16 protein-coding genes are annotated in these 11,826 nt (G+C 38.9%); 15 read left to right on the top strand and 1 reads right to left on the bottom strand.

Translation table 11 applies throughout. From position 1 onward, the window contains the following. Positions 1–26: 26 nt before the first annotated feature. Both GNT69_RS24590 and GNT69_RS24585 read left to right on the top strand, forming a co-directional pair. A complete protein-coding gene (locus GNT69_RS24590) occupies positions 27–506 on the top strand; it encodes a PH domain-containing protein (RefSeq protein ID WP_203557630.1) in 480 nt (159 codons plus the stop codon). Then, positions 493–1,962 carry a PH domain-containing protein gene (locus tag GNT69_RS24585; protein ID WP_343206559.1) on the top strand — a complete coding sequence of 490 codons (1,470 nt, stop codon included), beginning with the start codon at positions 493–495 and terminating at the stop codon, positions 1,960–1,962. Before GNT69_RS24590 ends, GNT69_RS24585 begins: the two co-directional genes overlap by 14 nt. 34 nt (positions 1,963–1,996) lie before the next feature. Here GNT69_RS24585 and GNT69_RS24580 read toward each other — a convergent pair whose 3' ends face one another. Continuing rightward, positions 1,997–2,587, bottom strand: a complete 591-nt coding sequence (locus GNT69_RS24580; RefSeq protein ID WP_203557629.1) for a rhomboid family intramembrane serine protease — start codon at positions 2,585–2,587, stop codon at positions 1,997–1,999. Between the two features lie 114 nt (positions 2,588–2,701). Here GNT69_RS24580 and acpS point away from each other — a divergent pair, with 114 nt between their 5' ends. The 13 genes from acpS (at position 2,702) to GNT69_RS24515 (ending at position 11,689) form a co-directional block, all read left to right on the top strand. Further along, positions 2,702–3,055, top strand: coding sequence for a holo-ACP synthase (acpS, locus tag GNT69_RS24575; protein ID WP_203557628.1), 354 nt, complete (start codon positions 2,702–2,704; stop codon positions 3,053–3,055). Positions 3,056–3,205: 150 nt separating this feature from the next. After that, a complete protein-coding gene (locus GNT69_RS24570) occupies positions 3,206–4,219 on the top strand; it encodes a LolA family protein (RefSeq protein ID WP_203557627.1) in 1,014 nt (337 codons plus the stop codon). Between the two features lie 405 nt (positions 4,220–4,624). Next, positions 4,625–5,797, top strand: a complete 1,173-nt coding sequence (gene alr / locus GNT69_RS24565; protein ID WP_203557626.1) for an alanine racemase — start codon at positions 4,625–4,627, stop codon at positions 5,795–5,797. 221 nt (positions 5,798–6,018) lie between these two features. Next, positions 6,019–6,300 carry a YlcI/YnfO family protein gene (locus tag GNT69_RS24560; protein ID WP_203557625.1) on the top strand — a complete coding sequence of 94 codons (282 nt, stop codon included), beginning with the start codon at positions 6,019–6,021 and terminating at the stop codon, positions 6,298–6,300. A 4-nt stretch (positions 6,301–6,304) separates the two neighbouring features. Next, the gene (locus GNT69_RS24555) at positions 6,305–6,655 is read left to right on the top strand and encodes a type II toxin-antitoxin system PemK/MazF family toxin (protein WP_203557624.1); all 351 of its coding nucleotides are present in this window, start codon (positions 6,305–6,307) and stop codon (positions 6,653–6,655) included. Positions 6,656–6,845: 190 nt separating this feature from the next. Further along, on the top strand, positions 6,846–7,679 hold the full coding sequence (locus tag GNT69_RS24550) for an RsbT co-antagonist protein RsbRA (protein ID WP_203557623.1): 834 nt from the start codon (positions 6,846–6,848) through the stop codon (positions 7,677–7,679). Continuing rightward, positions 7,676–8,032: an STAS domain-containing protein gene (locus GNT69_RS24545; RefSeq protein ID WP_203557622.1), complete on the top strand. Its 357-nt coding sequence runs from the start codon at positions 7,676–7,678 to the stop codon at positions 8,030–8,032. Before GNT69_RS24550 ends, GNT69_RS24545 begins: the two co-directional genes overlap by 4 nt. Before the next feature lie 4 nt (positions 8,033–8,036). Further along, complete coding sequence (locus GNT69_RS24540; RefSeq protein WP_203557621.1) at positions 8,037–8,438, top strand: anti-sigma regulatory factor; 402 nt, start codon at positions 8,037–8,039, stop codon at positions 8,436–8,438. A gap of 14 nt (positions 8,439–8,452) precedes the next feature. After that, the gene (locus GNT69_RS24535; RefSeq protein WP_203557620.1) at positions 8,453–9,463 is read left to right on the top strand and encodes a SpoIIE family protein phosphatase; all 1,011 of its coding nucleotides are present in this window, start codon (positions 8,453–8,455) and stop codon (positions 9,461–9,463) included. A gap of 58 nt (positions 9,464–9,521) precedes the next feature. After that, the gene (locus GNT69_RS24530; protein WP_203557619.1) at positions 9,522–9,854 is read left to right on the top strand and encodes an anti-sigma factor antagonist; all 333 of its coding nucleotides are present in this window, start codon (positions 9,522–9,524) and stop codon (positions 9,852–9,854) included. Next, positions 9,851–10,324: an anti-sigma B factor RsbW gene (gene rsbW / locus GNT69_RS24525; protein WP_203557618.1), complete on the top strand. Its 474-nt coding sequence runs from the start codon at positions 9,851–9,853 to the stop codon at positions 10,322–10,324. The genes GNT69_RS24530 and rsbW overlap by 4 nt, the downstream gene beginning before the upstream one ends. Beyond that, positions 10,302–11,096, top strand: a complete 795-nt coding sequence (sigB, locus tag GNT69_RS24520; RefSeq protein ID WP_203557617.1) for an RNA polymerase sigma factor SigB — start codon at positions 10,302–10,304, stop codon at positions 11,094–11,096. The genes rsbW and sigB overlap by 23 nt, the downstream gene beginning before the upstream one ends. Further along, on the top strand, positions 11,093–11,689 hold the full coding sequence (locus GNT69_RS24515; protein ID WP_203557616.1) for a PP2C family serine/threonine-protein phosphatase: 597 nt from the start codon (positions 11,093–11,095) through the stop codon (positions 11,687–11,689). Before sigB ends, GNT69_RS24515 begins: the two co-directional genes overlap by 4 nt. The last annotated feature ends 137 nt before the right edge of the window (positions 11,690–11,826 follow it).

Genomic DNA, 11,826 nt, shown 5'->3' with positions numbered 1-11,826 from the left:
TAAATATACAAATAGGGGGATCGACCATGATTCCAGAGCCAAAAACGAGAATATCACAACGGGCATTGACCGTTTGGAAAATTTCGGGAATGATCCAATCGGCCATCCTTTGGATTTTTGGAGCGGTGTTTATTGCCTTGGCGGTTATTTTTAATTGGCCGACTTGGATGATTGTTATCATCATTACGATTGGACTGTTATATAGTTCTTTTATGATTTTATTCCTTCCGAAGCTGCGCTGGAGGCGGTGGCGCTATGAAGTGAGGGAACAGGAAATTGAGCTTCAGCGTGGCGTTTTCATTATTAAGCGTACGCTTATTCCAATGATTAGAGTCCAACATGTTGATACACAACAAGGTCCGATATTAAGAAAATATCGATTATCAACGGTGATGATTTCAACGGCAGCGACGATTCATGAAATTCCCGCACTTGATATGGAAGAAGCGGAAGAATTAAGACACTCTATCTCGAAATTGGCGAGGGTAGCAGATGAAGATGTTTGAACCGAAAAGATTACATCCGCTCGCTGCCCTTTTGAATACACTTCGTCAACTGAAGGAATTAATTATTCCTTTTATATTGTTTTTTGTTTTTGGAGATAGATGGGGAGACGGGAAATTATTTTATATAATTACTTCTATAGTTGTGCTGCTGCTTGTTCTCGTTTCGGGATTTCTTTCGTGGTATCGTTTCACCTATCGAGTACAAGAGGGAGAATTACGGATTGAACATGGGATTTTTGTGCGTAAAAAACGATACATTCCCTTCGAAAGAATTCAGAGTCTTGATGTTTCAGCAGGGATTTTCCATCGCCCACTTGGGCTTGTTAAGGTAAAAGTAGAGACTGCAGGGGGCGCAGGGGGAGAAGAGGCAGAGGCTGTGTTAACAGCAGTTGCGAAGGGAGAAGCGGAGCAAATCCATGAGCTACTCGTTTCGATAAAAAAATCCTCGCACACAAGTGAACAGGAAGAAGTTATTGAACGGGAAGAGATCATTTATAAAATTACGATTGGTCAGCTGCTATTGCTCGCTTCTACCTCTGGAGGAGTTGGGGTTGTTCTTTCGGCTATATTTGCTTTTATCATCCAATTTGATGAATTAATTCCGTATGACCGGCTATTTAATGAAGTGGAACATCTTATTTCTTTTGGGATCATGTTTATTAGTATCATTGTCTTTTTGGTGTTCCTCATTGCTTGGAGTATTTCCGTGATTGGAACGATGTTGAAGTATGCGAGTTTCACTCTTAAAAAGGTGGATAATGATTTAATCATTACGAGAGGGTTGCTTGAGAAAAAGCAATTTACGATTCCTCTTCACCGAATACAAGCGGTAAGATATAGCGAAAATGTATTGAGGCAACCGTTTGGTCTTGCTTCTGTCTATGTGGATAGTGCTGGAGGTTCTGCACTCAATGAGGAGAGTTCCAAAGTACTTATTTTACCTTTAATAAAAAAGCGGGAGATTGCCACACTTCTTGAGCCGTATTTAATCGGCTATCCGTTTAATGCGCCTTTAATAAGCGCCCCTAGCCGAGCTTATCGCCGGTATTTGTTTAAAGCCTGGATCTTCGTTATCCCAATTGCCTTGATGCTGATTTACCATATTCGTCCATGGGGTTATCTTTCATTGCTATTGGTCTTTTTCTCTGCATTTTGGGCATGGCTTATTTTTAAAGATGCAGCATCAGGGGTTAATCAAGATGTGTTAATTTTAAGATACAGGCAGTTTGTGAAAAACACGGTTTTTATGAAGAGGGAAAAAATCCAGTCACTTAGTGTGAAAAAAAGTTACTTTCAAGCAAGGAAAAAGCTGGCAACAATTGAAGCGACGGTTAAATCAGGTCATGGAGGCTCAGGCGGAAGAGTTGTCGATCTAGAAGGTGAAGAGATTGATAAAGTTTATAAATGGTACTCTTATTCAAATATCAATCAGTGTCAAGAAGATAGCCAAAGATAAAAAGCGCCATTCCGGCGCTTTTCTATCTGTAATATTAACGACGTCTTGTGAAAAAAATTCTCCCTGTTAAAAAGCCTGCAATTAAGCCGAAAATATGGGCAGTAATATTAATATTTGGTTGAACAAAGGTCATAATCACACTGATGACCGCGATTGTAAGGATTGTTTGTGAGTTTACCTTCGATAACAAATCTTTTCGGAACATAATCATACTAATATAAAATCCGAAAAGGCCGAAGATCGCTCCACTTGATCCAACATGGATATATGTTAATGGCTCAAGCAATAATGTAGCGATATTTGCGGAAATGCCCGTTAATAAATAGATTGCAATAAACTTTCCAGGTCCGAGCATTCTTTCTAAAGCAGGTGCAAAAAGGACGAGTGAAAAGCTGTTGAATAATAAATGGGTAAAGCCTGAGTGTGTAAATATCGGTGTGAAAAGCCGCCAAATTTCTCCCTCAACAATGTAGAGATTGACCCCAGCTAGGAGGGCGAAAATTTCTTTGCTTGGCAAAATGGGCAATGTGGTTGCAAGAAAAACCAATAAATGAATGAATAGAATTAGTGATACCACTGGATAGAAGCGTAAGAACTCACGAAAACTTTCCGTACGTAAAAACATATAAAACCTCCTGAAAACCTCTTATCTTAAGAATAGCCTTTTACGGGTGGAAAACTCCATAGATTTACTTCATTTAGTATGATTTAATTTGTTTTTTAGAAGGAGACTTGTAAATTGATTGCTGGAATTGGATTAGATATCGTTGAAATGAATCGGATTGCGAAGTTGTTAGAAAAACAAAAGAAATTTCCTGACCGAATTTTAACAATGAATGAAAAGAAAATATATGACACATTAACGGATCGAAGGAAGGTTGAATTCTTAGCCGGCCGTTTTGCGGCAAAGGAGGCTTTTGCAAAGGCTAATGGCACGGGAATTGGCGGCGATTTGTCCTTTTTAGATATCGAAATAGCAAAAAATGAAAAAGGAAAACCGCTTATTATTAAGCCTTTATCACATGGTGTCCATTTATCGATCACTCATAGTCGCGAATATGCGGCTGCCCAGGTAATCATCGAAAATATTTAACGCTTGTCAAAAAGCTTGGTCATAAACCCTATGGTTGTCTCATATATTCATAGTGCAACAGGGGAGAGAGACCTTAGCGGCGGGAACATAGCTGTAGATTGTCTTTTCTTTCCCTTCCACGATGAAACTAGACTAAAAGGGGTTGAAGGAATGAAAAATAAGCTTTTGCTGCTTCTCGCCGGGGTGATGGTTGTATTCGTTTTGGCAGCATGTGGAGCGAAATCTCATGAGTCTGTCGTCAAAGATTTGGATAGGACACTTACGGAATTGAAGAGCTACAAAGCTACAGCGGAGATGACGTTGCAAATGGGATCGGAACCGCAAGTTTATGAGGTGGAAATCTGGCATAAGGATCCTAATTTTTATCGTGTGCATTTAAAAAATGCTGAAAAGGATCAAAGTCAAATGATTCTAAGGAATGAAGAAGGAGTCTTTGTATTAACCCCCGCATTGAACAAAAGTTTCCGTTTTCAAAGCAATTGGCCACAAAATAGCAGCCAAGCCTATTTATATGAATCATTGGTGAAGGATATCCTTGAGGATAAAGAGGCAAAATACACCGAAGCGGAAGAACATTATGTTTTTGAAACAAAAACGCGTTATCAAAATAATCAAATGCTACCAATACAAGAAATTAAACTTAATAAAAAAGATTTGACTCCAGCGAGTGTGAAAGTAATGGATACAGACCGGAATGCGCTCGTCACTGTTGAGTTTTCAAAAGTCGAACTTGGTACAGAGTTTGATGAAGATGCTTTCGATATGAAGAAAAACATGACTGCCTCTCAGTTGGAAATACCGGTTATGGCTGATGGTAGTGATAGACAATTCACAGTTAAGTATCCGCTAGCCGAGATTCCTGGTGTTAAGTTGACGGATGAAAAAGAAGTAAATACTGAAAGTGGGAAAAGGATCGTTTTAACTTACAGTGGGGAAAAATCCTATACTCTTGTTCAAGAAAAAGCAGGGGTTATGGAAGATGGAGCTTATCCTGTGTCTGTTAATGGCAACCCGATTGATTTAGGATTTACAATTGGCGCTCAGTCCGCTAACTCAATCAGATGGACACATCAAGGTGTCGAATATTTACTTGCTTCTAATGACTTGACCCCAGAGGAAATGGAGATGGTAGCAAGGTCCGTTCAAGGTGATGTTGTAAAATAGGTTGGATAGGAACAGGCTCTGCTTCAGAGCCTGTTTTTTCAAATCTGGACGTCCTTAATCCAAGTACTCGGAAAAAATCTAGCTAGGTATAAGGAACTTAATAGGATTAACCGGATAAAATCTAGCTAGGCATAAAGAACTTAATCCAAGTACTCGAAATAAAACGGAAGCTAAAACGAACTTAATCCAAGTACCCGAAATAAAACGGCAACTAAAACGAATTTATTACGTGTACTTGGAATAAAAATGGCCAATATTTAACAGACTTAATACGGGTAGTAAAAATAAAAATCTTTAATATGGACAAAAGGAATATATATTAAAATTCGTATTTGACATTTCCTTATTTCTGAATCAATAATGATACAGAAAAGATTCGAACAGGTTCGAAGGAAGTGTGTTTAAATGAACGAACAAAATCCTTTTTTTCGGGATACATGGGTGGAAGTTAATCTTGATCATATTGCTGCCAATGTCTCTGCGGTTAAAGGGCGGCTTCCCAAAAATGTTGCCATCATAGCGGTTGTAAAGGCAAATGCGTACGGCCATGGAGATTTGCGAGTGGCGGAAGCTGCACTGCAAGCGGGGGCCTCGATGCTCGCAGTTGCTTTTTTAGACGAAGCCCTTTCATTAAGAAGAAAAGGAATTAGCGCTCCGCTACTCGTCCTAGGAGCAAGCAGGCCGGAAGATGTTAATTTAGCTGCGCGGGAAGAGATTATCTTAACTGTTTTCCAGTTTGACTGGCTTATAAGGGCGAAAGCTGTACTTGAAGAGGGTATGAACCTCTCTGTCCATGTGAAAGTGGATACAGGGATGGGGCGCATTGGTGTGCGAACGACAGAAGAGCTCATGCGAATTGAAGAAATCATTCATACGGACTCGCGAATCCAGTTTGCAGGCATCTATACTCATTTTGCAACAGCGGATGAACTAGGGGATCATTACTTTCGTAAACAGCTACATGACTTTGAGAATATGATATCTAGCCTTTCATCACGGCCACCGTGCGTTCATGGAAGCAATAGTGCCGCGGCCATAAGATATGAAGAGGCTCAGTTTGATGCTGTTCGACTTGGAATTGTAATGTATGGCCTTTCTCCATCTCAAGAAATCAAACCACATTTACCGTTCCCTTTGAAAGAAGCTTTCTCGCTTCACTCCCGCCTTAGTTATGTTAAAGTGGTAAAAAAGGGAGAGAAAATTAGTTACGGAGGAACGTACACAGCTCCGGAAGATGAGTGGATTGGAACCATTCCGATCGGATATGCAGATGGGTGGATTCGAAAGTTACGGGGTCAAGAAGTGTTGGTGAATGGTGTCCGTTGCCCAATCGTTGGGAGAATTTGTATGGATCAGTCCATGGTAAGATTGCCGAATGAAATGAAACCTGGAACGAAGGTGACGTTAATCGGAAACCAGCAAAATAACTTGATTACAGTCGATGAAATTGCAGACAAACTTGAGACCATTAATTATGAAATACCTTGTCAAATTTCATCACGAGTCCCGAGAGTATATATAAAAGCTGGCCAAAACATTGCAACTATGAATGCAATATTACCTCAGGTTAACGACTAACCATCAGGTGGGGGATGAAGAAAAACCCCCACTAAAGGAAGTTTCACTTTATCTAAATATAACGAATAAATGGAAAATGCGCATAAAACTATATTTTTTTGGTCGATAATACAATAGAATGGTTGATTCACCTTTGCATATAGGGGAATTAATGTTAATATTAGTAATGGTAGAGAAATTATATATAACGTTTGTAGTGATGATGGTGGAGGTGTATGTTTGTGTCTGAATCCAGCACAACAACTGAAATTCTGGTGAGGCTACCGCAAAATTTATTGGTGGAGTTAGACGGGTTTGCTCAACAGGAAAATGTGAATCGTAGTGAATTCATTTATCAGGCAACAAAAATGTACTTGCGTGACAGGAAGAAGCGACAAATTCGCGAAGCCATGAGACGTGGGTATATGGAAATGGCCAAAATTAACCTGACGATTGCATCTGAAAGCTTTCAGGCAGAATACGAAGCGGAACACACTGTCGAACGTTTAGTAAGCGGAGGGTAACCCTTTGATTGTCAAACGTGGTGACGTTTATTTTGCGGACCTATCCCCAGTTGTTGGTTCAGAACAAGGCGGCGTTCGACCTGTACTTGTCATTCAAAACGACATTGGGAATCGGTTTAGTCCCACAGTAATAATAGCAGCGATTACTGCGCAAATTCAAAAAGCAAAGCTGCCAACGCATGTTGAAATTGATGCGAAGCGTTATGGATTTGAACGTGATTCCGTTCTATTGCTCGAACAAATTCGTACAATTGATAAACAACGCCTGACCGATAAGATTACTCATCTCGATGATGAAATGATGGAAAAAGTGAATGAGGCCCTTCAAATTAGTTTAGGCCTTATCGAATTTTAAGCTAAAAACGCTCTTTCGGTAGGAGCGTTTTTTTATTTTTAAAAAAATAAACACATAATGTTTTGATATATCAAAATAGTTCGAAATGGTATACTAGTTTCTAAAGGCAATTATATAAATAAAAGGTTTAATTGATATAGAAAACGGGTAAAAGAGTAACTTGTAAGCTGAAGTAGGGGGCATATGGGGAATGAATAAAACAATTGTAAACTATGTCGAGGCGCATAAATTAGCAATTCTTGGTGACTGGATGGAAGCGATGAGAGAAGAAGCGGATGAAAGGGTTCTGCGAGTTGTCTCAGATCAAGTGTTTAACAGTACAAGTCAAGAGTTCATCGATTTAATTATCATGAACATAAAAGGATATAAAAGTGATTATGAAGACCGCTTAACTGATTTTTCTGAGAAAGTTGTAAGGCTTAACTGGCCATTAACATTCGTGACAAAAGGGTTGCATACCTTTGGGAAAATTATCTTCAAAAAAATGGAGAATTCAGGTGTGGTGACAATTGAAAATCAATCAACCTTGTACCTTGCCTACGATGAATGGATGACCCCTTTAAATGAACAAATTATTAACGTATATTCAACGACATGGGAAAAAACCGTATCTTTACAGAAAATAGCACTTCAAGAACTTTCGGCGCCTCTTATTCCAGTATTTGAAGGGATTACGGTAATGCCATTGGTTGGAACGGTCGACACGGAACGCGCGAAGCAAATTATGGAAAATTTACTGAAAGGAGCGGTCAAAAATCGTTCCGAGGTAGTACTCATTGATATTACAGGCGTCCCAGTAGTAGATACAATGGTTGCTCATCATATTATTCAGGCGGCCGAAGCGGTACGGCTTATCGGAGCAAAATGTATGATTTGTGGGATACGTCCTGAAATTGCGCAGACGATTGTCAGTCTAGGGATTGATTTAAGTCAACTTACTACGAAAAATACTTTGCAAAAAGGAATTGAATCTGCGCTAGAATTGACAAATCGGAAAATTGTCACTATGGGGGAAACGTTGTGAGAATACCAATACTAAAACTTTACGATTGTCTTTTAGTGTCCATTCAATGGGAATTGGATGATAAAACCGCATTGGAATTTCAAGAAGATCTTCTTCATAAAATACATGAAACAAATGCTAGAGGAGTGGTCATTGATTTAACTTCGATCGATTTTATTGACTCCTTTATTGCGAAAGTATTAGGTGATGTAATTGATATGTCAAACCTCATGGGGGCAAAGGTTGTTATTACCGGTATCCAGCCAGCTGTAGCTATTACTCTTATCGAGCTTGGAATAGGGTTAAATAATGTCCTGACAGCTATAGACTTAGAAAAAGGTTTGGAGAAATTACAACAGGAATTGGGGGATTAGGCGGATGAGCAACCAATCCTGTGTAACCATTATTACTGAATGGGACATTGTCGCTGCAAGACAGCTAGGGCGCAATGTTGCGAAAGAGCTTGGCTTCGGTACAGTTGACCAAGCAAGAATAACTACAGCGATTAGTGAGTTGGCTAGGAATATTTTTTTATATGCAGGAAAAGGGCAAATTTGTATCGATAAATTATATGATAGTGGCAAGGTGGGAGTGCGAATAAGTGCAATTGATTCTGGTCCTGGAATTAGTGATATACGACAGGTTATGGAAGATGGCTTTTCAACATCGGGTGGATTGGGAGCAGGTCTTCCTGGAGTCAAAAGGTTAATGGATCAGTTTCAAATTGAATCCTCTCCTGGAAACGGAACTCAAATCAGCTCAACAAAATGGCTTCGGTAGGAGGAGAGATGCAAGTGGACTTCAGAGAAAGGATGGAAGTGAAATATCGGGAGCTTCTAGAGAACTATTTAAACGATCAGTCTGAGCAGGCGCTCTATGCCAGTCAAAAATTTAGCCGAAAAACCATCGAACATAAGATCTCTCCCGAAGAAATTATCAGTTTACATAAACAACTACTAATGGAATTACAGCCTGATCTCCCTGAAAAAGTTCTTAATTCCTTTGATATTCTTCTAGAAGTAATGGTTGGCTATGGGTTAGCTTATCGAGAACATCAAAGTTTACGACATAAGCAGCAAGAACTTAAATCAGAAATTGAAATTGCTGCGAATGTTCAACAAACATTACTCGGTACAAAAATCCCTAAAGTAAATGGTCTTGATATTGGTGCAATTAGTGTACCTGCTCGCCATATGAATGGCGATTATTATCATTTTGTCCAAGATGAAAATAACTGTATAAGTGTTGCGATTGCTGATGTAATTGGAAAAGGAATCCCTGCTGCATTATGTATGTCCATGATCAAATATGCAATGGATAGTTTGCCTGAGAATCGCATGAGCCCAGGGGGAATCCTAGAAAATTTGAATCGAACAGTTGAACAAAATGTTGACCCTAGTATGTTTGTAACGATGTTTTACGGAATGTTCAATCCAGAAATGAACCGGTTATCTTATGCTTCGGCAGGCCATGAACCTGGATTTTTTTATAGTTCCGCAACGAAACAATTTACAGAATTGACGGCGAAAGGTTTATTGCTAGGGGTTGAGAAAAAGACAAAATATACCGAGTATCAGAAGGAAGTAAAACCAGGCGATATGATTATTTTATTATCCGACGGTGTTACTGAATGCAGGACTGATGATGGTTTTATTGAAAGGGAAACACTAATAGGCTTCATTAATAACTATATCCACTTAAGTGCTCAAGACATCGTTAATAATGTTTTTAAGGACTTAGAAAAATTTCAGGATTTTCAATTAAGGGATGATTTTACATTAATTATTTTAAAAAGGAATGTTTAATGGTTTTTGTTGTCGGGTAAATGTAGTTAAGCAACGATCGTAAAAAGGTGGGTCTAATATGAATTTATCAATTAATGTGAATGAGACCGATATTTTACTGAAAATTACTCTGAATGGTGAAATCGATGCATATACCGCGCCGAAATTGCGCGAAACAATTATTCCGTTATCTGTGAAGAACGGTATAAATATGGTTGTTGACATGTCAAATGTCACTTATATGGATAGCACTGGACTAGGTGTTTTTGTCGGTGTGTTTAAAAGTGTAAAAGCGAATGATGGCGAGTTTAAAATGATTGGTTTATCCGGAAGGTTGAAAAGGCTTTTTGACATAACGGGATTGGCGGAAATTATCGATATAAATAGTCAAATAGAGGGTGAAAGAAAATGATTAAGCCGTATGACTATGTTGAATTGAAAATTCCGGCAAAACCTGAATTCATTGGGATTATTCGGCTTACATTGTCAGGGATCGCTAGTCGGATGGGTTTCGGTTACGATGAGATTGAGGATTTAAAAATCGCCACGAGTGAAGCTTGTACAAACGCGGTTCAACATGCTTATAAAGATGATGTATATGGTGAAGTTACGATAGGTTTTGGGTTATATAAGGACAGATTAGAAGTGATTGTTGCTGATCATGGTGGAAGCTTTAATTTTGAGTCTGCTCGCCAAGAATTAGGTCCTTATCATCAAGATGAACCGGTTGAGTTCCTTCGTGAAGGAGGATTGGGGTTGTATCTGATTGAAACCTTGATGGATGAAGTGAAAATCCTTCGTGAAGAAGGCGTCACGGTCTTCATGACTAAGTACCGAGAAGGAGAGCAGGTGGAGATCGATGCAAAAAAAATCTCAACCTAATCATGATTCATCAATGGATATTAATAAGTTGATTAAAGAGTTTCAAATCAATGAGAATGAGGAAGCGCAAAGGCAAATCGTTCTTCATTACCAAAGGTTAGTAGAGACTATTGCCAAAAAGTATTCAAAGGGTCGTTCCTTTCATGAGGATATTTATCAAGTGGGGATGATTGGTTTATTAGGAGCGATTCGAAGATTTGATGAGTCCTATGGAAAAAGCTTTGAAGCGTTCGCAGTACCAACTATTATTGGCGAAATTAAACGTTTTTTGAGAGATAAGACTTGGAGTGTTCATGTTCCGCGCAGAATCAAGGAAATTGGTCCGAAAATAAAGAAAGTTGTTGAAGAGTTGACAACAGAATTACAGCGGTCTCCAAAGGTAGAAGAAATAGCAAATGTCTTAAATATTTCCGAAGAGGAAGTTTTAGAAGCGATGGAGATGGGCAAGAGTTATCAAGCGCTTTCGGTGGATCATTCCATTGAGGCAGACTCGGATGGTGGGACAGTCACTTTATTAGATATCGTCGGCAACATTGATAGTGGGTATGAAAAAATTAATCAACGACTAGTACTCGAAAAAGCTTTACACGTGTTATCTGAACGGGAAAAACAAGTTATTCAGTATACCTATCTTGAAAATATGAGCCAAAAAGAAGCTGGTGATAAAATTGGGGTTTCGCAAATGCATGTGTCTCGTATGCAGCGACGCGCCATTAAGAAACTCCAAGAGGCAATCAATGCTGAGAATAACAACTCGGAGTGTATTACATGATTGAAATTTGGAAAAATAAAATTGAATTGTTGGCCTACCAAACAACCAAGGACGGAAACACTGAATGTGGTGACAGTTATTATTATATAGCAACAGATGAATATTTTATTTGTGTACTTGCGGATGGCTTAGGTAGTGGGAAATACGCAAATGAGTCTTCTGTAGCAGTTGTAGAAACAGTTGAACAATATCATCATAAAGACGTGGATACAATTATGGATTTATGCAATAGGGCTCTCTTTCATAAACGAGGTGCGGCTGTTTCTGTATTAAAAGTGTTTTTTTCCAGAAGAAAATTTGAGTATAGTGCAGTAGGAAATATCCGGTTTTTTCTTTATTCTCCTGATGGAAAGTTAACCTACCCTCTTCCAGTTACCGGATTTTTATCTGGAAAGCCACAAGTATTTCATACGCAACAGTACTCTTATGAACCAGAATCAAAATTCCTTCTCTATTCAGACGGCTTTGATATTCATGGTGTAAAAGCGCTGTTAAGTAGCTTCAAATCTACTCAATTGATCGGTGATGAGCTAAAGCGGGATTTTAAAAATACAGGGGATGATGCAACATTTATTTTAGGAAGCTTGCTTTAATGTGCTCGCTTCTTTTTCTGTGAAAATAAAAGTCCCTCGGGTTTCCTGTATATCATTGATCAAAGTAGGAAACCCTATAAATAACTTAAAAAAGCCAATAAGAAAGCAGAGGTACCTGTTGGAGGGTAACTTTGAAT

The sequence above is a fragment of the Bacillus sp. B15-48 genome (genome assembly GCF_016879755.1).
GTDB lineage: Bacteria > Bacillota > Bacilli > Bacillales > Cytobacillaceae > Mesobacillus_B.
Note: the sequence above shows the minus strand (reverse complement) of the source record. Positions and strands in the feature narration are given on the sequence as shown.

What these genes read in the sequence shown, in the direction of transcription:
- GNT69_RS24590 (WP_203557630.1), top strand. Translation starts at nt 27, where the DNA reads ATGATTCCAGAGCCAAAAACGAGAATATCACAACGGGCATTGACCGTT.
- GNT69_RS24585 (WP_343206559.1), top strand. Translation starts at nt 493, where the DNA reads ATGAAGATGTTTGAACCGAAAAGATTACATCCGCTCGCTGCCCTTTTG.
- GNT69_RS24580 (WP_203557629.1), bottom strand. Translation starts at nt 2,587, where the DNA reads ATGTTTTTACGTACGGAAAGTTTTCGTGAGTTCTTACGCTTCTATCCA.
- GNT69_RS24570 (WP_203557627.1), top strand. Translation starts at nt 3,206, where the DNA reads ATGAAAAATAAGCTTTTGCTGCTTCTCGCCGGGGTGATGGTTGTATTC.
- alr (WP_203557626.1), top strand. Translation starts at nt 4,625, where the DNA reads ATGAACGAACAAAATCCTTTTTTTCGGGATACATGGGTGGAAGTTAAT.
- GNT69_RS24550 (WP_203557623.1), top strand. Translation starts at nt 6,846, where the DNA reads ATGAATAAAACAATTGTAAACTATGTCGAGGCGCATAAATTAGCAATT.
- GNT69_RS24540 (WP_203557621.1), top strand. Translation starts at nt 8,037, where the DNA reads ATGAGCAACCAATCCTGTGTAACCATTATTACTGAATGGGACATTGTC.
- GNT69_RS24530 (WP_203557619.1), top strand. Translation starts at nt 9,522, where the DNA reads ATGAATTTATCAATTAATGTGAATGAGACCGATATTTTACTGAAAATT.
- rsbW (WP_203557618.1), top strand. Translation starts at nt 9,851, where the DNA reads ATGATTAAGCCGTATGACTATGTTGAATTGAAAATTCCGGCAAAACCT.
- sigB (WP_203557617.1), top strand. Translation starts at nt 10,302, where the DNA reads ATGCAAAAAAAATCTCAACCTAATCATGATTCATCAATGGATATTAAT.
- GNT69_RS24515 (WP_203557616.1), top strand. Translation starts at nt 11,093, where the DNA reads ATGATTGAAATTTGGAAAAATAAAATTGAATTGTTGGCCTACCAAACA.